25 protein-coding genes are annotated in these 23,739 nt (G+C 66.0%); 12 read left to right on the forward strand and 13 right to left on the reverse strand.

Annotated features, from left to right (window positions below; translation table 11 throughout):
• Positions 1-26: 26 nt before the first annotated feature.
• From BM282_RS08595 to BM282_RS08605, 3 genes are all read right to left on the reverse strand, one after another.
• Positions 27-1,232 (reverse strand): GAF domain-containing protein, encoded by a 1,206-nt coding sequence (locus tag BM282_RS08595; RefSeq protein ID WP_089879321.1) that lies wholly within the window; start codon positions 1,230-1,232, stop codon positions 27-29.
• 97 nt (positions 1,233-1,329) lie between these two features.
• Entirely contained in the window at positions 1,330-3,132 is a 1,803-nt protein-coding gene (locus tag BM282_RS08600; protein ID WP_089879325.1) for a S9 family peptidase, read from the reverse strand.
• 198 nt (positions 3,133-3,330) lie between these two features.
• A complete protein-coding gene (locus BM282_RS08605) occupies positions 3,331-3,594 on the reverse strand; it encodes an MTH865 family protein (protein WP_089879329.1) in 264 nt (87 codons plus the stop codon).
• 116 nt (positions 3,595-3,710) lie between these two features.
• Between BM282_RS08605 and BM282_RS08610 the strand changes: the two genes are divergently transcribed.
• Positions 3,711-4,766, forward strand: coding sequence for a M42 family metallopeptidase (locus tag BM282_RS08610; RefSeq protein ID WP_089879332.1), 1,056 nt, complete (start codon positions 3,711-3,713; stop codon positions 4,764-4,766).
• Between the two features lie 86 nt (positions 4,767-4,852).
• A complete protein-coding gene (locus BM282_RS08615) occupies positions 4,853-5,497 on the forward strand; it encodes a plastocyanin/azurin family copper-binding protein (protein ID WP_089879334.1) in 645 nt (214 codons plus the stop codon).
• Positions 5,498-5,674: 177 nt separating this feature from the next.
• Here BM282_RS08615 and BM282_RS08620 read toward each other — a convergent pair whose 3' ends face one another.
• The 7 genes from BM282_RS08620 to BM282_RS08650 form a co-directional block, all read right to left on the reverse strand.
• Complete coding sequence (locus BM282_RS08620; RefSeq protein ID WP_089879337.1) at positions 5,675-6,733, reverse strand: glycosyltransferase family 4 protein; 1,059 nt, start codon at positions 6,731-6,733, stop codon at positions 5,675-5,677.
• A gap of 72 nt (positions 6,734-6,805) precedes the next feature.
• Complete coding sequence (locus BM282_RS08625; RefSeq protein WP_089879340.1) at positions 6,806-7,432, reverse strand: DUF420 domain-containing protein; 627 nt, start codon at positions 7,430-7,432, stop codon at positions 6,806-6,808.
• A 226-nt stretch (positions 7,433-7,658) separates the two neighbouring features.
• Positions 7,659-8,705: an NAD(P)-dependent glycerol-1-phosphate dehydrogenase gene (locus BM282_RS08630; protein WP_089879343.1), complete on the reverse strand. Its 1,047-nt coding sequence runs from the start codon at positions 8,703-8,705 to the stop codon at positions 7,659-7,661.
• A 48-nt stretch (positions 8,706-8,753) separates the two neighbouring features.
• Positions 8,754-9,470 (reverse strand): LysE family translocator, encoded by a 717-nt coding sequence (locus BM282_RS08635; protein WP_089879346.1) that lies wholly within the window; start codon positions 9,468-9,470, stop codon positions 8,754-8,756.
• A 68-nt stretch (positions 9,471-9,538) separates the two neighbouring features.
• The gene (locus tag BM282_RS08640) at positions 9,539-10,258 is read right to left on the reverse strand and encodes a TMEM165/GDT1 family protein (RefSeq protein ID WP_089879348.1); all 720 of its coding nucleotides are present in this window, start codon (positions 10,256-10,258) and stop codon (positions 9,539-9,541) included.
• Positions 10,255-10,956, reverse strand: a complete 702-nt coding sequence (locus BM282_RS08645) for a metal-dependent transcriptional regulator (RefSeq protein WP_089879351.1) — start codon at positions 10,954-10,956, stop codon at positions 10,255-10,257. Before BM282_RS08645 ends, BM282_RS08640 begins: the two co-directional genes overlap by 4 nt.
• Before the next feature lie 81 nt (positions 10,957-11,037).
• Positions 11,038-12,213, reverse strand: a complete 1,176-nt coding sequence (locus tag BM282_RS08650) for a pyridoxal-phosphate dependent enzyme (RefSeq protein WP_089879354.1) — start codon at positions 12,211-12,213, stop codon at positions 11,038-11,040.
• 329 nt (positions 12,214-12,542) lie between these two features.
• Between BM282_RS08650 and BM282_RS08655 the strand changes: the two genes are divergently transcribed.
• The 4 genes from BM282_RS08655 to BM282_RS08670 all read left to right on the forward strand — a co-directional run bounded on the left by BM282_RS08655 (position 12,543) and on the right by BM282_RS08670 (position 15,480).
• Entirely contained in the window at positions 12,543-12,875 is a 333-nt protein-coding gene (locus BM282_RS08655; protein WP_089879356.1) for a hypothetical protein, read from the forward strand.
• Positions 12,876-13,086: 211 nt separating this feature from the next.
• Positions 13,087-13,284 carry a DUF7557 family protein gene (locus BM282_RS08660; protein WP_089879359.1) on the forward strand — a complete coding sequence of 66 codons (198 nt, stop codon included), beginning with the start codon at positions 13,087-13,089 and terminating at the stop codon, positions 13,282-13,284.
• Positions 13,284-13,679: a type II toxin-antitoxin system VapC family toxin gene (locus BM282_RS08665; protein ID WP_089879362.1), complete on the forward strand. Its 396-nt coding sequence runs from the start codon at positions 13,284-13,286 to the stop codon at positions 13,677-13,679. Before BM282_RS08660 ends, BM282_RS08665 begins: the two co-directional genes overlap by 1 nt.
• Before the next feature lie 523 nt (positions 13,680-14,202).
• Complete coding sequence (locus tag BM282_RS08670; protein ID WP_089879365.1) at positions 14,203-15,480, forward strand: NAD(P)/FAD-dependent oxidoreductase; 1,278 nt, start codon at positions 14,203-14,205, stop codon at positions 15,478-15,480.
• A 2-nt stretch (positions 15,481-15,482) separates the two neighbouring features.
• On the opposite strand, the gene BM282_RS08675 is transcribed toward BM282_RS08670, so the two are convergent.
• Positions 15,483-16,259, reverse strand: coding sequence for a metallophosphoesterase (locus BM282_RS08675; RefSeq protein WP_089879368.1), 777 nt, complete (start codon positions 16,257-16,259; stop codon positions 15,483-15,485).
• Positions 16,260-16,350: 91 nt separating this feature from the next.
• On the opposite strand from BM282_RS08675, the gene BM282_RS08680 reads away from it, so the two are divergent.
• Positions 16,351-17,145 carry a DUF7839 domain-containing protein gene (locus BM282_RS08680; protein ID WP_089879371.1) on the forward strand — a complete coding sequence of 265 codons (795 nt, stop codon included), beginning with the start codon at positions 16,351-16,353 and terminating at the stop codon, positions 17,143-17,145.
• 18 nt (positions 17,146-17,163) lie between these two features.
• On the opposite strand, the gene BM282_RS08685 is transcribed toward BM282_RS08680, so the two are convergent.
• Complete coding sequence (locus BM282_RS08685; RefSeq protein ID WP_089879374.1) at positions 17,164-17,769, reverse strand: J domain-containing protein; 606 nt, start codon at positions 17,767-17,769, stop codon at positions 17,164-17,166.
• Positions 17,770-17,848: 79 nt separating this feature from the next.
• Here BM282_RS08685 and BM282_RS08690 point away from each other — a divergent pair, with 79 nt between their 5' ends.
• From BM282_RS08690 to BM282_RS08710, 5 genes are all read left to right on the forward strand, one after another.
• Positions 17,849-18,100 (forward strand): hypothetical protein, encoded by a 252-nt coding sequence (locus tag BM282_RS08690; protein WP_089879376.1) that lies wholly within the window; start codon positions 17,849-17,851, stop codon positions 18,098-18,100.
• Positions 18,101-18,204: 104 nt separating this feature from the next.
• Positions 18,205-20,511, forward strand: coding sequence for a phosphoenolpyruvate synthase (gene ppsA / locus BM282_RS08695; RefSeq protein ID WP_089879379.1), 2,307 nt, complete (start codon positions 18,205-18,207; stop codon positions 20,509-20,511).
• 81 nt (positions 20,512-20,592) lie between these two features.
• Positions 20,593-20,934: a DsrE family protein gene (locus BM282_RS08700; RefSeq protein ID WP_089879381.1), complete on the forward strand. Its 342-nt coding sequence runs from the start codon at positions 20,593-20,595 to the stop codon at positions 20,932-20,934.
• 87 nt (positions 20,935-21,021) lie between these two features.
• Positions 21,022-22,080 carry a tyrosine decarboxylase MfnA gene (gene mfnA / locus BM282_RS08705; protein WP_089879383.1) on the forward strand — a complete coding sequence of 353 codons (1,059 nt, stop codon included), beginning with the start codon at positions 21,022-21,024 and terminating at the stop codon, positions 22,078-22,080.
• Between the two features lie 147 nt (positions 22,081-22,227).
• Positions 22,228-22,788, forward strand: coding sequence for a YqaA family protein (locus BM282_RS08710; protein WP_089879528.1), 561 nt, complete (start codon positions 22,228-22,230; stop codon positions 22,786-22,788).
• A gap of 2 nt (positions 22,789-22,790) precedes the next feature.
• Here BM282_RS08710 and BM282_RS08715 read toward each other — a convergent pair whose 3' ends face one another.
• Positions 22,791-23,303: a CNNM domain-containing protein gene (locus BM282_RS08715; protein WP_089879386.1), complete on the reverse strand. Its 513-nt coding sequence runs from the start codon at positions 23,301-23,303 to the stop codon at positions 22,791-22,793.
• Positions 23,304-23,739: the final 436 nt, after the last annotated feature.

A 23,739-nucleotide genomic window follows, 5' to 3' on the forward strand; every position in this document is an offset into this window, starting at 1 on the left:
CCGCCCCGTTTGACTCTAACGGAAGTTCAGGATAGTTCGCTCCGCGCGGAGAGTCTCGCTTCGTCGCAACTGTAGACGCCGTATGCGGCCCCGGTCGGACCCGTTCCGGGGATGGGGACGAGCGTCAGTTCGACCCGTCGACGCTCGCCCGTCGCCGTCTCCCGGTCGAGGGTTACGACGACGGGTTCGTCGGCCCGGAGATGCTCGGCGAACAGGTCGCGTTCGGCGTCCGTCGGAAACGCCGCTTCGAGCGACGAACAGTGTCGGTCCGGAGTCGAACCGAACGTCGCGTCGTACGCGTGGTTGACCTCGCAGTCGATGTCGCCGGAGTGTTGCTCTTCGACGTACACCGCCGGTACGGGAAGGTTGTCGAAGAAGGCGTGCAACCGGTCGCGTTCCCCTCGTAACGCCGCTTCGCGGTCGAGTCGAGAGAGCGCTTCCGTCGTGTAGCCCGCGAGTATCTCGAGGAAGTCGGCGTCGCGTTCGGTGAACGCGCATTTCGAGTCGGAGACGACCTGAATGATGCCGTGGGAACCGATCGGAACGCTCACCGCGGAACGACGCTGCTCTCGGAACAACGCGTCCTCGTCGGCGTGAACGTCGTCGACTATCTGCGTCTCGCCCGTCCGGTACGTTCGCCCCCCCACCCCTTCGCTGACGTGACAGCTCTGTTGGTCTTCGGGGCGGAGCGTCGTCGCTTGCGGGACGATTCTGTCGCCCTCGACGAGTGCGACCACACAGAAGGTGAACGCGAGGGCGTCGACGGCGGCCCGGAGCGTCTCTTCGCAGACGTCCGAGACGGTCTGGCATCCGGTGATGGCGCTCGCGTGCCGACTCAGCGCGGTGAGTTTCGCGTTCACCTCCTGCAGTTCGTTCTGTTCGCGGTCGGACTCGACGACCGTCGAGAGAATACGAAGGAGTTTCGACTCCCCCTCGGAAGGCGAGATGACCTCGGAGACACCCTCGGCGGTGGTCTCTCCGTACACCAACACCGGGAGACCGTCGCTCACGTCGACGAGAACGTCGAGAATCTCCTCGTCGCCGTCGAGGGCGACGGCGCAGTCGATGGTCGGTCCGAGTTCGTACACGTACTCGGCCGCGGTCTGTCCTCGCCGCGTGATAATCTCCGCGTCCAGCGACGAGCGCAACGATTCCAGGAGCGTTTCGTGGGAGTCTCGCGTCGCGTCCGGGAGGACGACGAGCACGCGGCCACTGCTTGTCCTCCGAGACATATTGATTCCGGATACTTTTCGCTACCACTAATAATTTTCTCCACTGGCAGGAGTGGTAATGGTGGTACGTACGTGGGAACCACCTATACGCGGATTTTCAGACGTGTTCGTCGAGGAACTCGACGATAGCCTCGTACGCCTCGATGCGGTTGTCCAGTTTGGTGAAGCCGTGCCCCTCGTCCTCGAAGATGAGTTCGCGGACAGGAACGTGTTCGCTCGCCTCTTCGACCACCTGGTGCGCCTCGCCGACGGGGACGCGGGGGTCGTTCTCGCCGTGGAGGACGAACAACGGCGCGCGAATCTTCTCGACGTTGTTGATGGGCGAGATGGATTCGAGGAACTCGCGGTCCTCGTCGAGCGACCCGTACTCCGCCTCGCGGAGTTCGCGCCGCCACTCGCCGGTGTTCTCCAAGAACGTGACGAAGTTGGCGATGCCGACGATGTCGACGCCGGCGGCCCACAGGTCCGGATACTCCGTCATCGAGGCGAGCACCATGAACCCGCCGTAGGACCCGCCCATCGCGACGATTCGGTCGGGGTCGACGGCCGGGTGGTCGTGTAACCACTCGACGCCGGCCCGGATGTCCGCGACCGAGTCCATCCGGTTCTTCACGTCGTCGAGATGACCGTACGCCTTGCCGTAGCCCGCGGACCCGCGGACGTTCGGTTCGAAGACGGCGTAGCCGTTCGCGAGGAAGTACTGTTTGACCGCGTTGAACGACGGGCGACGCTGCGACTCGGGGCCGCCGTGGATGTCGACGATGACCGGGGTGTCGCCCTCGCCCGCGTCGTCCCCGGGAAGCGAGAAGAACGCGGGAATCTCGCGGCCGTCGAACGTCGGGAAGTGGACGAGTTCCGGTTCGACGAACGTGTCGCGGGGGATGCCCGCGGTGGCGGCGTACGTCCACTGTTCGGCCTCGCCCGTCTTCGCGTCGACGACGTAGACGTTGGCCGTGTCGGAACTGCGCGTCAGCGTGATGGCGAACCGGTCGCCCTCCGGCGAGAACGAGACGCCGCCGGAGACGCCGCGCGGCAGGTCCGGCACCGCGTACTCGTCGATTCGGTCGGGCGCGGTGAGTTCGCCGACGACGAGTTCGGTGTAGCCGTCGACGTTCGTCGAGTAGACGATGCGCCGGGAGTCTTGGTCGAGGGCGACGCCGTCTATCTCCCACTCGTCGTCCGCGGCGACGAGCGAGAACTCCCCCGTCTCCACGTCGACGCGCCAGAGGTCCAGCGTGTCGCTCTCGCGGTCGGAGACGAGATAGAGGTTCTCGCCGTTCGGTCCCCACGACGCGCTCTGGAACCGGACCGTCCCCTCGTGCGGCGTGAGGTGGGTGAGTTCGCCCGACTCGACGTCGAAGACGGAGACGTCCTGGTCGAAGTTCGAGTACGCCTCCTCGACGATGAGTTTCGAGTCGTCCGGCGACCACCCGCCGAGCGTCAACCAGCCGTCGCCCTCGTGGACGAGTTCCGCCTCGTCGCCCGTCTCCTCGCGCCCCTGCACGTACACGTCGAAGACGGCGTCGTCGCGGCGGTTCGACGTGAACGCGAACCGTTCGCCGTCGTGGCTCCACCCGCCCCAGCGGTGTTTCGCGTCGGGCGTCTCGGTGAGGTTCGACACCTCGCCGGAGACGGGGTCGTAGCGGAGCAGTTGCTGACGTTCGTTCCCGCCTTCGTCCATCCCGAAGACGAGTTCGGGGTTCTCGGGCGACCACGAGGCGAACGTGACGCGTTCGTCGTAGAACGTCCGCTGTTCGGGCCAGCGTCCGGGGCCGTCCGTGGTCCACACCTGCGGGACGCCCGTCGTGTCCATGAGAAAGGAGAGGCGTTCGCCGTCGGGGCCGAAGGAAGCGCCGTACGCGCTCCGAACGTTCAGGTAACGCTCGATGTCGTGTGTCATGCCACGGAGTTCCAGCGGAGGAACCGTAATGGTTCGTGTGGCGGAAGGGATGAGAGACGAAACTGCGGAGGCGTCGGTCGTCGAAGAAGTGAGAGTCACACTGCGAGGCGAGCGAACGCGAGCCTCGCAGAATCTTTTTGGTCCAGCTTTTTGCGATGAGTGGGTCGCTTCGCGACCCCGAGTCTGCAAAAAGGTGGGTTAGAGCATCCCTTCGGCTTTCAGTCCCTCGATGACGTCGTCGACGAGGGATTCGGCGTCGTCGTACGGGAACTCTTGGTGCGAGCCGAGTTTGGCCGCCATCTCCATCGCCGTGAAACTCACTTCACCGTCACCGGCCTCGAAGCGCGTTCCCGGACCGTTCGGGAGCGCGGGAACGAGGTCCATCTGGTTCTTGACGGGGAAATCCGCGTCACTGAACGCTTCCATAAACTGCTCGCGAAGTTCCGCTTCTGCGTCTGCCATGGCGTCCAATGCACAGATGCGCGGCAAAAGCGTTCCGGAACCACGGAGAACTCGTTGTCAGTTCTCAGACCGCCGGGAAGCGAGCGCTTTTGTCACGAACGTCGGAAAGAACCCGTATGGCCGACTACGACTTCGACTTCGAGTTGCTGAAGGAGCTGACGGAGACGAGCGGTGTCCCCGGGTACGAGGACCGCGTTCGCGACATCGTTCGGCGGGAGTTCGAAGCGCACACCGACGAGGTGCGGACGGACGCGATGGGCAACGTCGTCGGAACCATCGAGGGAGACTCGGACTACAGCGTCGCCGTCGCCGCCCACATGGACGAAATCGGCTTCATGGTGCGGCACGTCACCGACGAGGGGTTCGCGCAACTGGACGCACTCGGGGGGTGGGACGCGCGCGTCCTGAAAGCGCAGCGAGTGCAGGTCCACACCGAGGACGGCGACGTGACGGGCGTCATCGGGTCGCCGCCGCCGCACACGCTCTCGGAGGAGCAGAAAGAGAAGAAAGACGAGGTGAAGGACGTGTACGTCGACCTCGGACTGGACGGCGAGACGGCACGAGAGACGGTCTCCGTGGGTGACCTCGTGACGATGGAGCAGACGACCGTCGAGATGGGCGACCACGTGACGGGGAAGGCCCTCGATGACCGGGTCTGTCTGTTCGCCATGCTCGAAGCCGCAAAGCGAATCGAGGACCCCGACGTGACGGTTCACTTCGCGGCGACGGTGCAAGAGGAAGTCGGCCTCCGCGGGGCCGAAGCCCTCGGCGTCGACCTTGACCCGGACCTCGCCATCGCCCTCGACGTGACCGTCGCGAACGACGTCCCCGGGTTCGAGGCGGGCGACCACGTGACGAAACTGGGCGACGGAACGGGAATCAAGCTGAAAGACGGCAGCGTCATCACGAACCCGAAGGTCCACCGTCGCCTCCGCGACGTGGCCGACGAGGAGGATATCGAGTACCAGTACGAGATTCTGCCCGCGGGCGGGACGGACACGGCCGGGTTTCAGAACACGCACGGAGCGAAGCCCGTCGGAGCCATCTCCGTCCCGACGCGCTATCTCCACACCGTGACCGAGAGCGCGCACGTCGAAGACGTGGACGCGACCATCGACCTCCTCGCGGCGTTCCTCGCCACGGAGACGGGCGAGCACGACTACACGCTCTGAACGGCGGCGCGTCCGACGGTTTCTCCGTGCCCGGAATCGAGACTGAAACCAAAGTATTCACTACAGCCGATGCCTAATCGCCGACCATGACTGACGGCAACGCGGAGATGTCCCGCCGTGCCTTCCTCACCACCGCGGCCGGGACTGCGGCGGCCGCCGGTGCGAGCGGGGCCGCCGCGGCACAGGAGACCGGAACCGGGACTGCGACGGGTACCGGCCAAGAGACGGGGACCGGGACCGGAACGGGAACGGGAACCGAAAGCGGTGGCGGTGGCGGCGGTGGCGGCGGCGGCAGCGAGACGGTGGCCGTCGGACCCGACGGCAACCTCGTGTTCACCCCCGGGACCGAAGAGCCGCTGGAGATTCTCCCCGGGACCACGGTGGAGTTCGTCTGGGAGTCGGACAACCACAACATCGTCGTGGACAGCCAACCCGAAGGCGCGGGCTGGGAGGGTCACGAGCCCATCGAGAACTCCGGGTTCACGTACAGCCACACGTTCGAGACGCTCGGCTCGTACGAATACTACTGTCAGCCGCACGAGTCCGCCGGGATGCTCGGCACGATAGACGTGGTCGAGTCCATCTCGACGCCCGCGCCGTCGAACGTCCCGACCGTCCCCGATTCGGCGAAGACGCTCGGCATCGCGACGACGTTCGCGATGGTCTCGACGCTCGGTCTGGCGTTCTTCTTCCTCAAGTACGGCGGCGACTACGGCGAGTACGAAGAGTAGTCGGCGGCCGTTCGCTTCGTTCTCTCCAGATGCCGAGAGACGTCTCTGCGTCCGTCGCGGAGGCGTCGCGGTCGGACACCGGTTCGGACCGCGAGGCGGAGCCTCGCGGCAGCTTTTTGGTCCAGCTTTTTGCGACGAGTGGGTCGCTTCGCGACCCCGAGTCTGCAAAAAGCTGGGTTAGAAGAACCCGTACTCCTCGACGGCGTCGGCGTAGACGTCTTCGTACCGCCGAATCACGTCGTCGTGGTCGAACGAGGCGAACGCGTCGTTCACCGTCTCCTGTGAGTAGCCCGCGGCCGCGGTTATCTCGTCGGCGAGTTCCTGCGGACTCGTGACGCGCGCGCCCCGTTCGGCGTTGACGACGAGTTCGTGCGCGCTGGAGTACGCTTGGTACTCGACGATGCCGACGCACCCGGCGGCGAGCGCCCACAGCAGGTCGGTGGCGAACGGCTCGACGGCGGCCGTCTGCGCGAAGACGTGCGCTCCCTTCATGATAGGAACGAACTCCTCGGGGGGGAGTTCGCCGAGAAAGTCAACTCGGTCGTCGATGCGGAGGTCCGCAGCCGTCTGTTCGGCCTCGGCGCGTTCCGGGCCGTCGCCGACGACGGCGGCGTGCCAGTCCCTGTCTCGGAGTTCCGCGAGTGCGAGGAAGAACGACTCGACGTTGGCGTGCTCGTCGAGGTGTCGCGAGTAGAGGATGTCCGCCCTGTCGTCGGTGTCCGCCTCGCGGACGAGGTCGAAATCGATAGACTCCGGGACGACGCGGACGGCCTCCTCGGGCGCGCCGTACTCTCTGACCGTCGTTTTGACCATCTGCGAGGGGGTGACGACTCGTTTCGCGCCGCGGGCCGCGCGCTTACACGCGCCGCGGGAGTCGCCCTCGCGCTCGGCCCACCAGTCGACGACGACGGGGACCCGAAGGAAGCGCGCGCCCGCTTTCGCGCCGGTGACCTGTCCCGGCGGACTGTTCGTCGCGTGTATCACGTCGGGGTCGACGCGTCGAAGCGCGAACGGAAGTTTCGAGGCGAACGTCGTCGCCGACGGCGTCTCGGTGACGGCGACGTAGTTCACGTCGTGTTGTTCGAACGCGGGGACGTCGCCCTCCCACCACTTCGCGCAGAGCACGGACACGTCGTGGTCGCGCGCGGCGAGGTGTTCGGCGACGCGTCGCATCCGTCTCGTGGCACCGTCCGCTCTGCGTTGCTCGGTGTACATCGAGACGAACGCGATTCGCATACCGAACGGCTTGCGGCCGGCCGATAAAAATCTTCGACATTCGGACGTGTCGGCGGCGTTCGAGGGACGCGCTCAGACCGGGGCGGCCAGAAGCGCCGCCGTCGCGGACTGGGTGTACTCCCAGCCGTAGACGTGGTTGAGGAGGAGGTAGGTGACGACGCCGAGTGCGAGCGACAGGAGCCACGCGCTTGCGGCGATGCGGCCGACTCGCTTGTGGGGCGTGTCGTTTCTGAGTTCGGTCGGCGAGTGGGTGAGACCGAGGACGAGGGCGTAGAGTACCACCGGAACGGAGACGATGGAGAGCACGATGTGTATCGCCAGCATCGCGAGGTACGGGTAGTACGCGAACGCGGGGCCGACGAACTCCTTCGTCCCGCCGCCGCCGATTTTCGTGAGATACATCACGAGGAAGACGAGGATGAGGACGAACGAGGTGACCATCGCGGCGGCGTGTCTTCGGATCTCGTTTCGGCGAATCCAGCGCCACCCGGCGGCGATGACGAGGACGTTGACGGTGTTGACGAGGGCGATGGCGTCCGAGAGGAGGTTCACCTGTTCGAGAGAGAGGTCGGGGAACACCCTGCCGGGGACCCAGCCGAGAAACGTCCCGACGACGAGGGCGTAGCCCACGACGGAGAGGACGGCCGTGACGGCCAGCGGATGCTCTTTGAGGGCGTTGTCGGCGCTCGCAGTTGCCATGTCGGGAGTTGGGAAGCCGACCTATTCCGTCTTCGGGTTCGGGACGGGAACGGTAGGCGGTGGCGGTAGCGGTGCGGGGAGGATGCGGTGGCGGTAGTGGTGCGGTCAGTCAGTGTCGTTGTGCCGCGAGCGAGGCCGAAAGCCGAGCCTCGCGGTATGTTTTTGGTCGAGCTTTTTGCGACGAGCGGTGCGCCGAAGGCGCACCCGAGTGTGCAAAAAGCTCGAATTATATCACACCAGTAAACCTTGCCGCCTCGCGCGCGGCGTCCTCGCTGACGCCGTCGCCGAGGATGGTGTACCGGTCGCGGATGGTGTGTGCCGTCGTCAACGCCTCCAGAATCGTCTCGTCGTCGATGCCGAGTTGGTCGGCCGTCGTCGGCGCGCCCACCTCGTCTAAGGCGTCGCGGATGTCGCGCCACTCGCCGTCCTCGCCGCTGTGGAGGTACTCGGTGACGATGGAACCGACGCCGACCTGATGCCCGTGGAGGGCGCGACCCGGAACGAGACGGTCGAGTTGGTGGCTGAACAGGTGTTCTGCACCGGAGGCGGGACGGGACGACCCCGCGATGGACATGGCGACGCCCGAGGAGACGAGGGCTTTCGCGACGACCCACGAGGACTCCTCCAGCCCCGGCTTTATCGACTCGGCGTTGTCGACGAGCATCTCCGCCGTCATCTGCGAGAGCGCACCGGCGTACTCCGAGTACTCGACGTTCTTCAGACGGTGGGCGAGTTGCCAGTCCTTCACGGCGGTGTAGTTCGAGATGATGTCGGCACAGCCGGCGGTGGTGAGTTCCCACGGTGCCTCGGCGAGGAGAGTGGTGTCGGCGACGACGGCCAACGGCGGGTCCGCGGCGACGGAGTGCCGGGTGTCGCCCTCCGGAATCGAGGAGCGTCCGGAGACGATGCCGTCGTGACTCGCCGCGGTGGGGACGGAGACGAACCCGCACTCCAGGCGGTCGGAGGCCATCTTCGCCGTGTCGATGACCTTGCCGCCGCCGAGAGCGATGAGGTAGCCCGCGTCGGCCGCCTCGGCGGCGTCGACGACGCGTTCGACCGTCTCGAAACTCGCCTTCTCTATCGTCAAAGAGGCGGGGTCCTCGAACTGGTCGCGCACCGCGCCGCCCGCGATTCGGTCGGGCGTCGGACTCGTGACCAAGAAGGGGCGACCGCTGAGGTAGAGTTCGTCCACCGCGTCGGCGAGTTCGTCGAGGACATCGTGGCCCAAGAGGACGTTCCGGGGCAGTTGTATCCACGAAGACTTCTCGAACATAGTCGATGCTCCCGCCGGACGGATGAAAGGGTTAGTGTTTCCGCACGCTCACGAGAACGTCAGCGCGCCCGACGACAGGAGCGAGGCGACACGACCCGTCGCGCGTGAGAGAAAGAGGACGCCGAACCCCGCGAGAACGAGTGCGCTCCCGCCGGCGACGACGGGTGCGACGGCGTCGACGCGGCGTTCCGCGCCGACGAGGGCGGCCGGAAAGCCCGTTATCCAGACGAGGATGCCCCCGAAGAACCCGACGACGAGCGTCGGCGACCCCGTCTCCACGACGAGGAGGCCGGCGAGCGCCCCCCCGAGATACGGCATCTCGGCGAGGACGTCCAGCGTTCCGGGGTCCAACAGCCCGACGCCGATGGTGAGCCAGAACAGAATCTGGTAGGGGTTGGTGAGTGCGAGGACGAACGCCTTCGTGAACCCGGTTCTCCCCCCGCTCTCGGCCGTCTCGCTCGCGCGGAACGACGACTCGACGTCCCGCGCCGCGCCGTACGCGAAGTACAGCATGAGGACGCCGCCGACGCCGACGAGGGCCGCGTGGACCGTCGGTGCGTCCTGCACGAACGCGACGACGCCGAGTGCCGCGAGGACGAAGAAGATGGCGTCGGCGGTCATCGCACCGAGTCCGGCTTTGAACCCCGAGAGCCACCCGTGGACGACGCTCTCTTCGGCGATGATGGCGTTCATCGGTCCCGGCGGCGCGGCCAACGCGAGGCCGAAGACGACTCCGGCGAGCAGAGTGACGACGGCGTTCGACACGTCCGTTCACTGCGGCGAGCGAGGCATAAATCGAACGGAACGGACGACCGGAACGACGGCCGAGAGCCTCAGGCGACGCCGAGGAACGCCGTCACGGCACCGACGACGGCCTCCCAGACGGAGAACCCCGTCGCCATCGACAACACGGTGTCGAGACCGAAGAACGCGAACACCGCGGCCGAGACCAGGTGCGCCTTCCGCACGTCGAAGCGGTGCGAGAACGTGTGGAAGAAGTACGCGTTCGCGACGCTGACGGGGATGATAGCGAGCATCTCGCCCGCCCAGATGGCCGAGGTAGCGCCGTACTCGACGGCGAGTCCGATGGTGACCAACTGGGTCTTGTCGCCGAACTCCCCGGCGGCCATCATCGCGAAGATGGGGACGAATCCGCCGAACGACCCCGAGAGACGGGAGAGCGGACCCGGGAGGTCGACGCGCGACGTGACGTCGCCGAACCCGCCGTCCGTCTCGGCTTCTGTCTCGCGTGCGAGTTCTCGGTGGGTCGTCTCCGAGTCGGGCGCGGAGCGATAGAGGAGGACGGCGAACGTGAGGAACAGCACCGCCGTGATGCCGTCGAGTGCGAGCGGAGGCAGCGCAGTTCTGAGCGCTTGCCCGAACAGAATCTCCAGTGCGGTCCACCCCGCGAACGCCGACCCCGCGGCGGCGACGACGACGGCGGGATGATAGCGCGTCGAGAGGGCGGCGATGATGAACTGTACCTTCTCGCCGGGGAGGACCGCGAGTTGGGTGACGAAGGCGATAGTGACGATTTCGAGGTAACCGGTCACGTGGTGCGCACCTCGCCGTTGGTGCCGTCGGGGTCCGGTTCCAGTTCCTTCACGCGAATGGACGAGGCGACGGTGTCGGGGAGGCTCTGTTCGTCGCCGCCCTCGGTGCGGACGGTGACCATGCCGAACGGAGCCACGTCGGTGACTTCGAGCGCCGTCCCCGGCGTGATACCGGCCGCTTCGAGGTACTCCAACTCCTCCTCGTCGCGGTCGCTCACGCGCGTGACGACGACGTAGTCGCCCACGTCGTGGTCCGAGAGGACGTCGGTCTCGTCGTGCTCTAACGGTGCGAGGTCGGCCGACGGGATGGGGTCGCCGTGCGGGTCGACCGTCGGGTTGCCGAGGGCGTCGGCGACGCGACGCTCGAACTCCTCGGAGATGTGGTGTTCGAGGGCGTCCGCCTCCTCGTGGACCTCGCTCCAGGAGTAGTCGAGGTGTTCGGCGAGGTAGGATTCGAGCAGGCGGTGATGACGGAGCACCTCCAGTGCGACCGTCTCGCCCTCTTCGGTCAGTTCGACGCCCTTGTACTTCTCGCGGGCGACCAGTCCGCGTTCTTCGAGTTTTCCGAGCATGCTCGTCACCGTCGGCGGCGTCTTGTCGAGGTACTCCGCGATAGCGGAGGTCGAAACCGGCGGCCCCGAAGTCGACTGAATCTGGTAAATCGCCTTCAGGTAGTCCTCCATCACGTCACTCAACATAGCCGGAATTAGCCGGGTCTAAAGTAAAAGTCTGCTGGGAAGAAACACGAGTCGTCGACGGGGTGAATCCGGTCGCCGGGGTCAGATACCCTTGCCCATCAGGTGACTGCGGAGGACGTCTGCGGTCTTCGTTCCGGACTCGGTGTTGACGACGACGACGTGGTCGTCGGCGTCGACGACGCCGTCTTCGGCGAGTTCCCACGCGGCGGCCATCGCCGCACCGCCCGCGGTGCCGACTTCGACACCCGCCGTCTGCGCGGCGACGACGGCGCTCTCTAGGATGTCTTCGTCGTCGACGGCGAGGACGTCGCCGCCCGTCTCCTCGACGGCGTCTACGGCCGCGACACCGCCCTTCGGGTCGGGTATCTCCAGTTCGCCGACGATGGTGTCGGGTTGCTCCCACGCTTCCACGTCTCTCTCGCCGCGTTCGTGCGCGGCGTAGATGGGCGCACAGCCGGACGCTTGCGCGGCGTAGACGGCGGGAAGGTCCGCCACGAGGCCGAGTTCGCGGAGTTGTCGGAAGCCCTCCGTCACCCCGGCGACGACTTCACCCGTACTCGCGGGGACGACGACGGCGTCCGGGAGCGTCCAATCGAGCGACTCCGCCACCTCGAACGCGAGCGTCTTGATGCCGTCGTGGCGGTAGGGGTTGTCGAACTCCTGTAAGGTGTGCCACTCGGACTTCAGTTGCTCGTGTAGTCCCGACTCCGCGTCCGGATACCGGCCGCCGACGACGCGCATCTCGCCGCCGTGGACGTTCACCATCGCCTTGTTCGAGAACGGCGCGCGCGAGGGGACGAACGAGTACGACCGAATCTCGGCCATGCTCGCGTAGGACGCCGCCGACTGCCCCGCGTTGCCCGCGGCGGCGAGGGCGACCAACTCCGCGCCCGCCTCGCGGGCGGCGGTCACGGCGGGCGAGAGTCCCCGGTCCAACACCGTCCCCGTCGGGTTGCGCCCCTCGTCCTTTATCGAGAGCGTCCCGACGCCGAGTTCGTCGGCCAACTCGCTCGATTCGACGGTCGGCGTGGCTCCCTCGTTCGCCGTCAACGGGTCGACGAACGGCAAGAGGTCGGCGTAGCGCCACATCGTGTCCGTCGGCCGGTCCGCGAGTCCGTCGCCCGTCCAGTCGACGGCGTCGAAGTCGTAGACGGGAGTCAGGTGCGCGCCGGCGTCGCTCTCGCCGGTGGCGTCGGCGTCGTACCGATCGCCCGTCTCGGCGCACGCCAGTCCGAGGAAGGTGTCGCGTGTCTCCATACCGGACGGTACGACCCGACGGACTAACCTTTAGCCATTCCCGCCCAGCTTTTCGCACGTTCGGGTCGCGCTCCGCGCCTCGTGAACGCAAAAAACTGTCTCGCTGAGCAACGCGAAGCGAGGCTCGATAGACGCTTTGCGTCTATCGGTGGATCAAAAATGTCCGGCTCGCGGTCTACGACCGCTCGCCGTCGATGAACTGTCCGCTCCACGCAGTCGTTCGAAGATGCTCGGTGGAGGAACTCATTCAACAGAAGAGGTATATCGTATCGTACGCAACTCGTGTCACTGAGCTGTCTTCGATGTCTACGACGCACACCCGACAAGTGATGTTCGCTGGGAAGTGGTGGATTCCGATTCTGATGCTTCCCGTGCTGTTTCTCCTCTGGGTCTCGGTGACGCTCTCGAACGTCGTGTTAGCTCCACACCTCGGAGTACAGCTCTCGGGGTATCTTACCGAGATTGCCGCTGTCCCGGTCCTTCTGAGCTATGCAGTGTCTCTGTTCGCGCCGTTCGCGCTCTACCACGACCGTACGTACGTCAGTGAGCGGTCCGAGTGGACGCCGCACGTCCTCTACCTGCTCGTGTTCATCCCACTGCTGAACGTCCTTCTCTCGGGCGTCTATCTCGTTCAACGACATCGGTTCGTCGGAACACCCTGACTCGGTCACTCGTTGTAATCGGACTCCGGTAAGAGTTCACTGTCGAAGTCGATTGTCGGAGGAGACGAATGTTCATCGAGCTCCTCAGAACTAGATAGAAGCGGCGTGCTGAACGGGGAGAGTATGCCACAGCCTCGACTCTAAAAGTCACTATCGCACCCGACGGTTAGTTCCCTCAAACTACTTCTGCCCGCATACACAACGTATGCGTATGAGCACATCAATTCGCGTCTCTGACGAGACGAAGGCGAAGTTGGCGCGGCTAAAGCGCGAAGACGAAAGTTGGGACGAGTTCCTCGACCGATTGGCGAACGAAGGTTCGGGAATGAAGGCCGGTGCGTGGAAGGGAACCGACAAAGCCGAAAAGGCGCGCGAAGCGATCGAACGTTCCCGAGAGAGCTTCCAGTAGTGACGTTTCTCGATTCGTCGGTTATCATCGATTACCTCGACGGTGTCGAGGAAGTCGTCGAGTTCGTCGATGAACAACCGGGCTTAGCCACTTCTAGCATCTGTGTCTACGAAGTTCTCGCTGGTGAGGTGTTTTCAGCGGGTGAGACGGACCTCATCGGGGCGCGCGAGAACTTCGCGCGAGTCACTGCTCTGGACTTCTCCGAAGAGGTCGCGCTCGAAGCCGCTCGGATGCAGAACCGACTTCTCGAATCTGGCAACCCCATGTCCCCACGTGACCTCATGATCGCAGCTACGGCTCGATCTGAAGGGAAGGAACTGGTCGTCTCCGACACTGACTTCGATACAGAAGGCCTCCGTGAGCTCCTCACTATCCGGAGATTTGGACCGTATTAGCCCCCTCTGGGTAGTTGTCGGGCATCTATAATGTGTGGGCGCACCCAATCGTCCCAACAGTTGTCAGAAAGTTCGTACGGAACTTAGAGGGTGTATTCGGCACGGCACCGACATTTATTCAGAGATTGTTTGTGAGGAATTCTGAATCAAGAGTGTACGCGCTCTGTTCTACCGACAAACCTACAATCAAAACTAGAGTAGTGAGAATATGCTACCGAATACCTCCGTTAAACTGGCTCTCCTTGGAATTGCTATCTTGGTGGCAGGCGTCGGTGCTGTGGTTTGGGCACGGTATATTCTATCTTAGATACGCAATTCGAGGAGCTGAAACCTCCAACAATTGGTGAAGAGATGCCAGTTATGTTGACCGACTCGTGCGCTGAGTTCAGCACGGCCTCAGCAAACTGTCCGCGTTCGAGTATTTCGACAGAGCCACATTCGCTCTTCGCGAACGACGCACCTCGTTCGGAACCGGCCGCCCGGAACCACCCGCCTCTTTGTGTTCGCCGGCCGACGAGAGCGTATGGACGGAGAACACGTCGTCGTCGCCGGCGCGGGTCTCGCGGGCCTCGTCGCGGCGCGACACCTCGCCGACGGCGGCGCGGACGTGACGGTGTTCGAGCGGCGACCCGAAGTCGGCGGCCGGGTCCGCACGCAGAAGCGCGACGGATTCACCTTCGACAGAGGGTTTCAGGTGTTGTTCACGGCGTACCCCGCGGTCCGTCGCGAACTCGACGTAGAGGCGCTGGATATGCGCTACTTCTCTCCCGGGGCGGTCATCGCTCGGCCGGGGAAGCGGTCGACGCTGTCGGACCCGATACGGAACCCGAGAGCGACGGTGGCGTCGCTGTTGAATCGGGAGGTCACGACGACGGACAAACTCCGGACGCTCGCGCTTCGACAGCACGTCGGGTCGCGCGACGAGGACGAGATATTCGACGCCGAGGACGACAGCATCCGCGACTACCTGCGCGAGTGGGGCTTCTCCGAGGGGTACGTCGAGAACTTCGTCGCGCCGTTCTACGGCGGTATCACGCTCGACCGGTCGCTCTCGACTTCGAAACGGGTGTTCGAGTACACGTTCAAGATGCTGAGCGAGGGGCGAATCGGCGTCCCCGTCGACGGGATACAGGCCATCCCCGAGCAGTTGGCCGCGAAGGCGCGCGAGGCGGGCGCGGAGATAGTCACCGACCGCGGCGTCGACCGGATAGACGGCGGCCGCGACGGCGTCACGCTCGGCGTCGGCGACGAGACGGTGGAGGCCGACCGCATCGTCGTCGCCACCGACCCGAAGGAGGCAAAGCGCCTGACGGACGTCGAACTCGTCCCGACGAATGCGCGGAGTTGCGTCACGCAGTACTACCGCCTTCCGGCGGGGACGAAGCTGAAGACGGGGAACAAACTCCTCCTCAACGCGGGCGACGACGCGCCGAACACCGTCGTCCCGATGAGCGAAATCGCACCCGAGTACGCCCCCGGCGACGCCGAACTGCTGAACGCGACGTTCCTCGGAACGGCCGCGCTCGAACGCGACGCCGGCGAACTCGCGGCGCGGACGCGCGAAGTGTTGGAGTCGTGGTACCCCGACCGCGACTTCTCGGAACTGGAGCCGCTCCACACCGACCGCATCGAGTTCGCGCAGTTCGACCAGCCGCCGGGCGTCCACGACGCCCTCCCCGACGCCCGCGAACCGGCGAAGCGGCGGTACCTCGCGGGCGACTACACCGCGTGGTCGTCGATTCAGGGAGCGATGCGGAGCGGACGGGAGGCCGCCGAGGCGGTCCTGCAAGACGCAGAATAGGCTCAGAGCATCCGCTTGAATCGTCCGAGCGGCGGGAACGAGAGCGCCTCGTCGGCGTCTGCGTCGTAGACGACAGGGCGAAACGCGTCGACGTCGGTGACGAGCGGTGACCGCGTGTCCGACCCAGACAGTCCGCCGACGGCGACGCCCGCGGCGAGGCGCGTGAACGCCGGGAGGACGAGGACGTCCGCACCGCTGTACACGCCGTCGCCGGAGAGGAAGCAGGGTCGACGCTGCCCTTCGATAGAGATGCTCGGATGGAGATGACCGACGACGTATAGTCCCGCTTCGGTCTCCGGCGCGGCGTGACCGTGGCAGACGACCACGTCGGAGTCTGTGTCGGTATCGGCGTCTGCGTCGGTATCGGCGTCTGCGTCGGAGTCTGTGTCGCCGTCCGCGCCGGCCCGCGCCGACCCGCGGACGACGTACTCGTCGTGCACGTCGCCGTCCCACGCCGATTCGAGGACGGTGTCGTGGTTGCCGCGCACGAAGACGGGTCGCGCGCCGCCGTCGCGGCAGGTGTCGGCGACGGCGGCGACGCCGTCCGCGGCCCGGGCGGTGGCCGCATCGAACCGGTGGAGAACGTCGCCCGCGAGGACGACGTCCTCGGGGTCGAACGCCGAGACGAGAGCGGCGAGTCGGTCGGTCAGGTCGCGTCGTTCCCCGAGGGGGAACTGCACCGACGACGCCTCCGCGCGGCCGACGTGGAGGTCCGCGACGACCAGCGTCTCCGAGTCGGGAAGAAACACCGCGCGGTCCCGGTACGTGACCTCGTGCACGGGAGATGCGAGGGACCGGACGAGCAAAGCCGTGACGCTCGTCGCGGCGCGGTCCGTGGGGATTTTTCATCGCTCACCGCCACGTCTGGGTATGAGCGGTGCCCTCGAAGACAAACGGACGGCCACGCGCCTCCGCATCCTCGTCGAAATCGCCGACCGGCAACCGGCGGTGAGTCAAGGCGAAGTCGCCGAGGCGGTCGGCGTGACGAGTCAGGCGGTCAGCGAGTACACGCGGCAACTCGTCGAGGACGGCTACGTCGAGAAGGAAGGCCGGTCGCGCTACCGCGTCACGAAGGAGGGCGTCGACTGGTTGTTTCAGGAGGCGAAAGACCTCCGCCGGTTCGCCGACCACGTCACCGACGACGTGTTAGAGAGCGTCCAAGAGGACGCCGCCATCGCGACGGCGGACGTCACCGCGGGGGAGACGGTGACGCTCACGCTCCGCCAGGGACACCTGCACGCCTCGCCCGACGCGGACGGCCCCGCCACGGGCGTCGCGACGACGGACGCCGAGGCGGGCGAAGACGTGAGCATCACCGGGTTCGAGGGCGTCATCGAGATGGACCCCGGGAGCGTGACCGTCGTACAGGTCCCGCCCGCGCGGTCGGGGGGCAGTCGCGCCGTCGACGTGGAGACGCTGGCGGCGATGTGTGCGGACGCGGACGTCGTCGTCGCCGCGGGCGTCGAAGCCGTCGTCTCACTTCGGAAGGCGGGCGTCGAAACCGAGACGTCGCTGGCGGCGGGCGACGTCGCCGCGGCGGGGGCGGCGCGGGGTCTCAGCGGAGTCGTCGTCGCGACGACGGACCTCGTGGGGCGCGTCACCGACGCACTGCGCGACGGCGACGTCCTCTACGAGGTCACCGAGGCGGCGCGCGTCGCGGAGTAGCGGTCGTCAGAAGAGATATCAGGCCGCTGCGCCCTCGGCGTGGTCTCTCGCCATCGCGTACGCTTCCTGGAGTCGTTGGAACTCGGTCTGCGACCCGCCGTGGTCTGGGTGGACCGTCTTCACCTTGTCGCGGTACGCCCCTCGAACTTCGTCGGCCGAAGCGGTTCGCGGCAGGTCGAGGCGGTCGAACGCGACGGCGACGGGGTCGCCCGTTCGGGGCGAGAGCGGTTCCGGTTCGGGCACCTCGAACGGGAGGCGGCGACCGAGGGCGCGAGCGGGCATCTCGTACTCGCAGAGGACGGTGTACGTCCCCGCGCGTTCGAGGCGGAAGTACGCCTTCGGGTCGAACGTGATGGCGACGTCGCGGTCGGGGAGGTAGAACTCGACCGTCTCGCCGTCGAGAGAGTACTCTTCGGCGAACGGTTCGGCTATCTCGCGGAGGTAGTCCCGTATCTCTCTCCGTCGACGACCCGCGCCGTCGACTCGGCCCCTCGGAACCGGTTCGTCGGGGAACAGTCGACCGCCGACGACGAAGACGCCGGCGACGGCGGCAGACGCGAGAAGTCCGCCGACGACCCCGAGGAAGAGCCACGGCGGAAACGACGACACCCAGTCCGGCAGCACAGTACCAGAGAAGCGTTCCGGCGTAAAGAACCCCTCGCCGACGGTGGCGTTTAGCCGTTCGCGCCCGAACCCTCAGCGCGTGCAACCGATACGCTTCGAGGAGGCCGACGGCCCGGAACGAACGCAGATTGGCGAGGGCCTCACGCGCGTCGCGGTGCGGGCCGACCGACTGGAGACGGGGCGCGCGGAGGGGAAGTACTTCCTCCGACACGACGACGGCTGTGCCGTCTGTGGCGACGGGATAGGCACCGGCGAACCGTTTTATCTGGACCCTGAAACGGGTGAGGTCCTGTGCGAAACCCACGGCCGGGAACGACGCGGCGACGACTGAGGGAGACCGGCAAGAATTACGTACTCGGTGCCGAGTAGCGTTTTATTCACGCATGGGTTGTTCGGAAAGTACTTATTAGGGTTTGTAGTGATGGACGAACGCTAATGCCTGTAGTTTGGCTGGACGACGTACGCGCCGACGACTTGGGCACAGTCGGCGGCAAAGGTGCCTCACTCGGTGAACTGACCTCCGCGGGCCTCCCTGTCCCGCCGGGATTCGTCGTGACCGCCGGGACGTACCGGTCGTTCATCGAGGACGCGGGTATCGACGAGGAACTCTTCGACGCCGTCGACGTGGACCACGAGGACTCCGCGGCGTTGAAAGAGGCCCACGAACGGGCGCACGAACTCATCGTGAACACGCCCGTCCCCGACTCCGTCGCCGAGGAGATTCTCGCCGCCTACGAGGACGTCGGCGACGGTGAGGCCTTCGTCGCGGTTCGCTCCTCCGCGACGGCAGAGGACCTTCCGGACGCGTCGTTCGCCGGACAGCAAGAGACGTTCCTCAACGTTCAAGAAGACGAACTAATCGAGCGAGTCAAGGAGTGCTGGGCGTCGCTGTTCTCGCAGCGAGCCATCTACTACCGGAACCGGAAAGGGTTCCCCCACCGCGACGTCGACATCGCCGTCGTCGTCCAGGAGATGGTCGACGCCGAGAAGTCCGGCGTGATGTTCACCTCGCATCCCTCCACCGGCGAACCGCGAATCATCATCGAAGCCGCGTGGGGTCTCGGGGAAGCCGTCGTCTCCGGGTCCGTCTCGCCGGACAACTACGTCGTCGACCGCACCTCGGGCGAAGTCGAGACGGCCACCGTCGCCGACAAGAAGATGATGATGGTCAAAGACGCCGAGACGGGCCAGACCGTCGAACGCGAAGTCGGCGACGACAAGCGGAGCAAGCGCGTCTTAGACGAGGACGAAATCGCCCGACTGGTCGAACTCGGCGAACGCGTCGAAGACCACTACGGCGAACCGCAGGACGTGGAGTGGGCCATCTACGAGGGCGACGTCTACATGCTGCAGTCGCGGCCCATCACGACGATATCCGACAACGCAGAGCAAGAGGCGGCCGCCCGAGAGGCCGCCGGCGACGGCGGGTCCGACAACGGCCAGACCGGACAGGCGGCGTCGCAGTCCTCCGGCGACATGCTCCTCCGCGGACTCGGCGCGAGTCCGGGCATCGCCGCCGGCAACGCCCGCATCATCACCAAACTCGACCACCTCGACCAGGTCGCCGAAGGCGACATCATCGTCACCGAGATGACGATGCCGGACATGGTCCCCGCGATGAAGCGCGCGGCGGGAATCGTCACCGACGAAGGCGGCATGACCTCTCACGCCGCAATCGTCTCGCGCGAACTCGGCGTCCCCGCCGTCGTCGGCACCGGGTCGGGCACCCGCGAGATAGCGGACGGTCAGCCCATCACCATCGACGGCGACAAGGGCACCATCCGCGAGGGCGCGCAAGCGAAAGAAGAGCAACGCGAACCCATCGAGGAGGCCCGGCCGAAGACGCCCGTCAAACCGATGACGGCCACGGAGGTGAAGGTGAACGTCTCCATCCCCGAGGCCGCAGAACGCGCCGCCGCGACGGGCGCGGACGGCGTCGGCCTCCTCCGCATCGAACACATGGTGCTCTCTCTGGGCAAGACGCCCGCGAAGTACATCGCCGACAACGGCGAACGCGCGTACATCGAGGAACTCGTCGAGGGAATCCGCGGCGTCGCAGAGGAGTTCTATCCCAGACCGGTCCGCGTGCGCACCCTCGACGCGCCGACGGACGAGTTCCGGCAACTGGAGGGCGGCGAAGACGAACCACGCGAACACAACCCGATGCTGGGCTACCGCGGCATCCGCCGTAGCCTGGACAAACCAGACCTGTTCAAACACGAACTGGAAGCGTTCCGTCGTCTGTACGAGATGGGGTACGACAACGTCGAGGTGATGTTCCCCCTCGTCAACGACGCAGAAGACGTGTTCCGCGCGAAAGAACTGATGAAAGAGGCCGGTATCGACCCCGAGAAACGCGAGTGGGGCGTGATGGTCGAGACGCCCGCGTCTGCGCTCTGCGTCGGCGACATGGCCGAGGCGGGTCTGGACTTCGTGTCCTTCGGGACGAACGACCTGACGCAGTACACCCTCGCCGTGGACCGCAACAACGAACACGTCGCGGGTCGATTCGACGAACTCCACCCCGCCGTGTTGAAACTCATCGGTGACACCATCGAGACCTGTCGAGAGGTCGGTGTGAAGACGAGCATCTGCGGGCAGGCCGGGTCGAAACCGCAGATGGTGCAGTTCCTCGTGGACAAGGGCGTCTCCTCCATCTCGGCGAACATCGACGCCGTCCGCGACGTCCAACACGAGGTCAAGCGCGTCGAACAGCGACTCGTCCTCGACTCGGTTCGCTGAGGCGGCGAACCCCGAGACGGACGCCGCCGTCCGCCGCGACTCCGACGAACCCTTATTCTACCACCGCGCCTACCGACCTCGATGAAAGCTGTCGTTCACCTTACCAGTAGTGCCGAGGCGGACAGGGAGTTCGCGCTCAGATGTGCCGCCGCACTCCGTCGAAACGAGGAGTTGAGCGTGGAGGACGTGACGATACTCGCACACCGCGACGGCATCTCCCTCGTCACCGCAGACGCCGCGGAACGAGACGCCGTCGCCGAGTTAGTCGAGGACGGCGTGACGGTCAAAGCGGGTGCGACGTGCTTCGACGCTCGCGACGTACCGCGGTCGGAGGCGCTTCCGGGCGTCGAGTTGGTTCCCAGCGGCGTCGGCGAGTTGGTCAGACTGCAGTCGGCGGGCTATCACTACGTCAAAGTCCCGTGAGTGTGGTCGGCCGACGCGGCACCGTCGTCCGTCGGTCTGCGAGACACACAACGGAATTGATAAACGGAGTGAGGACGAGACGAGAGTATGCAGCGGTCCGTCCCGCAGACGTTCGACCGCGTCCTCTCGTCGATGTGTACCGAGCCACATCCGGCGGCGCGCCGCGCCGCGGAACGGTACCTCGCAACGAACCCCGGCGACCCCTCGACGTACACCGAAGTCGCCGCACTCGAGGCGGACGCCGTCGACACCCTCGGGGAGATAACCAGCCTCGCCGAACCCCACGGCTACGTCACGAGTGGGGGTACGGAGGCCAACGTACAGGCCGTCCGCGCGGCGCGAAACCGTCTCCGGGACCGGACGAATCCGAACGTCGTCGCCCCCGAGAGCGCGCACTTCTCGTTCAACAAGGCCGCCGACGTGCTCGACGTGGAACTCCGTCTCGTCCCGACGGACGAGGACCACCGCGCCGACCTGTCAGCCGTCCGCGCCGCCGTCGACGAGGAGACGATTCTCGTCGTCGGCGTCGCCGGAAGCACGGAGTTCGGCCGCGTCGACCCCGTTCCCGAACTCGCCGCAATCGCCCACGACGCCGGGGCGTTCTGCCACGTCGACGCCGCGTGGGGCGGTTTCCTCCTCCCCTTCACCGACCACGCCTGGAGTTTCGCGCACGCGCCCGTCGACTCGCTCACCGTCGACCCGCACAAGTGCGGACAGGCGTGCATCCCGGCCGGTGGTCTGCTGTTCCGAGAACGGGCCGGACTCGACGCGCTCGCCGTCGAGACGCCCTACCTCGAATCCACCTCGCAAGCGACGCTGACTGGCACCAGAAGCGGAGCGGGCGTCGCCTCCGCCGCCGCGGCGATGGACGAACTCTGGCCGGACGGCTACCGCCGCGAGTACGACCGCGCCTCGGCCCTCGCGGACTGGTTCGCCGACGAACTGCGCGAGAGGGGGTTCGGCGTCGTCGACCCCGAACTCCCCCTCGTCGCCGCCGAGGTTCCCGAACCGGCGTTCGACGCCCTCCGCGAACGCGAGTGGCGCATCTCGCGCACCGCGTCGGGTCTCCTCCGCGTCGTCTGCATGCCGCACGTCACTCGCGGGACGCTCTCGTCGTTCCTGTCGGACCTCGACGCCGTCCGCTGAACCGTCCGGCACGGACGCCTTCGAGTCCGCACCCGTCCAAAATCTCAAGACTTACCTCTCCTCGTCTGAGAGCATCTCGTAACCGTGTCTCTCGCCGTCCTCGACGTGCTCTCTTCCGCGGTGACTCCGGCGTCGGTGCTGACCGAGGTGGCCGTCGAACTGACCACGAGCGGTGCGTCCGCGAGCATCTGGCCCGACTTCGGGTGGCTCTCGACCGCCGTCGAGACGGCGACGGGGTGGGTGGGTCTGGCGATTATCTTCGTCTACTCGTTCCTCATCGCCTTCGCCCTCCCCGGCGTGAGCGAAGTCGTCCTGTTCGCGCCGCTGGAGTTAGGCCTCTCGGACACCGCCCGCCTCGGCGTCATCATGCTCGTCAGCGGGGCCGGGAAGGCCGCAGGGAGCGTCTTCGCGTTTCACATCGGACAGGAGGCGAAAGAGTCTGGATTCATCGAGAAGCGACTCCGGAAGTCCCGGTTCGACATCATGGAGTGGACCGAGCGAAAGACGCTCCAGATAGCGCAGACGTGGGGCTACGCCGGACTCGCCGCCGCGCTCTGCGTTCCCGGCTTCCCGGACACGCTATCGATTTACGCGTTCTCCATCCTCGAAGAGGACTACCTGAAGTTCGCCGCCGCGACGTTCGTCGGGAGCGTCGGCCGACTCGCCATCACCGTCGTGACGCTCTCCGGCGTCGGCGTGACGTTCTGAAGTCACTCGACGTACGGCGCTTCGATGTCGACCGTGCCGCCGAGTCGCGCCGCCAGCCATCGCGTGAGCGCGTCGAACAGACCGACGAGCGGCGAGAGAGCCCGTTCGACCAGCGAGACGGGGACAGCGACGCGGAGCGACCAGCCTTCGGCGTTGCCGAGGCCGTACGATTTCGGAACGATTTCGCCGAACACGAGGATGACGCCCGCGACGAGGAGCGTCGCGACGGTGACGGCGATACCCGCCGAGAGATACTCGACGAGGAGGACGGTGACGATGCTCGAAATCGCCACGTTGACGAGGTTGTTCCCGACGAGGAGCGTGACGAGGAGTCGGTGTGGGTCGTCGCGGAGGTGTTTCAGCGTCGTCGCGCGCCGCTGACCCGTCCGCGCCTGGTCGTCCACCCACGCCACCGGCAGCGAGAAGATGGCCGTCTCCGCACTGGAGAAAAAGGCGCTGAGAACGAGCAAGGCGACGACGGAGCAGATTCCGAGAGCGACCAGCGTGAGGTCCATAGTCTCCGTTCGGCGGGGGAGTGTAAGAACGCCCGCTTCCGACGACTCGCGCCGTTCGCCCCACCGCTCGACTTATGAGTTCACACCGGCTACGTCGCGTCGTGAACTCCCACCCGCGCCGTTCGATGCGTACGCGACTCTTCTAGCACCGGGTGGACGCGGACGACGGACGCCGAATCGGTAACGCGACTCCTCGTCGTCGCCGGGGAAACTGCGGTCGTTCGAACAGACCAGCCTCACGAGTAGCGGGACCCACGCGAACGGAGCGTCTCGGCGAGCGTCCGAGTCCGAACGTCGAATGCCGAGCGAACCCGAAAAGCGAACGAACGCCGAACGTCGAACGAACCCGACGGCGTTCTCGCGAGCGAAGTGAGCGAGAACTCGTCGGGGAGCGAGGACGAGCGTAGCGAGTCCGAGCGAACCCGACGGCGTTCTC

The sequence above is a fragment of the Halogeometricum limi genome (genome assembly GCF_900115785.1).
Taxonomy (GTDB): Archaea; Halobacteriota; Halobacteria; order Halobacteriales; family Haloferacaceae; genus Halogeometricum; species Halogeometricum limi.

Bases quoted from the DNA above. Each gene is read 5' to 3' on its own strand.
- BM282_RS08630 (WP_089879343.1), bottom strand. From the start codon at position 8,705: ATGTTCGAGAAGTCTTCGTGGATACAACTGCCCCGGAACGTCCTCTTG.
- BM282_RS08605 (WP_089879329.1), bottom strand. From the start codon at position 3,594: ATGGCAGACGCAGAAGCGGAACTTCGCGAGCAGTTTATGGAAGCGTTC.
- BM282_RS08620 (WP_089879337.1), bottom strand. From the start codon at position 6,733: ATGCGAATCGCGTTCGTCTCGATGTACACCGAGCAACGCAGAGCGGAC.
- BM282_RS08645 (WP_089879351.1), bottom strand. From the start codon at position 10,956: ATGTTGAGTGACGTGATGGAGGACTACCTGAAGGCGATTTACCAGATT.
- BM282_RS08650 (WP_089879354.1), bottom strand. From the start codon at position 12,213: ATGGAGACACGCGACACCTTCCTCGGACTGGCGTGCGCCGAGACGGGC.
- BM282_RS08660 (WP_089879359.1), top strand. From the start codon at position 13,087: ATGAGCACATCAATTCGCGTCTCTGACGAGACGAAGGCGAAGTTGGCG.
- BM282_RS08680 (WP_089879371.1), top strand. From the start codon at position 16,351: ATGAGCGGTGCCCTCGAAGACAAACGGACGGCCACGCGCCTCCGCATC.
- ppsA (WP_089879379.1), top strand. From the start codon at position 18,205: ATGCCTGTAGTTTGGCTGGACGACGTACGCGCCGACGACTTGGGCACA.
- BM282_RS08625 (WP_089879340.1), bottom strand. From the start codon at position 7,432: ATGGCAACTGCGAGCGCCGACAACGCCCTCAAAGAGCATCCGCTGGCC.
- BM282_RS08595 (WP_089879321.1), bottom strand. From the start codon at position 1,232: ATGTCTCGGAGGACAAGCAGTGGCCGCGTGCTCGTCGTCCTCCCGGAC.
- BM282_RS08670 (WP_089879365.1), top strand. From the start codon at position 14,203: ATGGACGGAGAACACGTCGTCGTCGCCGGCGCGGGTCTCGCGGGCCTC.
- BM282_RS08655 (WP_089879356.1), top strand. From the start codon at position 12,543: ATGTTCGCTGGGAAGTGGTGGATTCCGATTCTGATGCTTCCCGTGCTG.
- BM282_RS08700 (WP_089879381.1), top strand. From the start codon at position 20,593: ATGAAAGCTGTCGTTCACCTTACCAGTAGTGCCGAGGCGGACAGGGAG.
- BM282_RS08615 (WP_089879334.1), top strand. From the start codon at position 4,853: ATGACTGACGGCAACGCGGAGATGTCCCGCCGTGCCTTCCTCACCACC.
- mfnA (WP_089879383.1), top strand. From the start codon at position 21,022: ATGCAGCGGTCCGTCCCGCAGACGTTCGACCGCGTCCTCTCGTCGATG.
- BM282_RS08600 (WP_089879325.1), bottom strand. From the start codon at position 3,132: ATGACACACGACATCGAGCGTTACCTGAACGTTCGGAGCGCGTACGGC.
- BM282_RS08610 (WP_089879332.1), top strand. From the start codon at position 3,711: ATGGCCGACTACGACTTCGACTTCGAGTTGCTGAAGGAGCTGACGGAG.
- BM282_RS08715 (WP_089879386.1), bottom strand. From the start codon at position 23,303: ATGGACCTCACGCTGGTCGCTCTCGGAATCTGCTCCGTCGTCGCCTTG.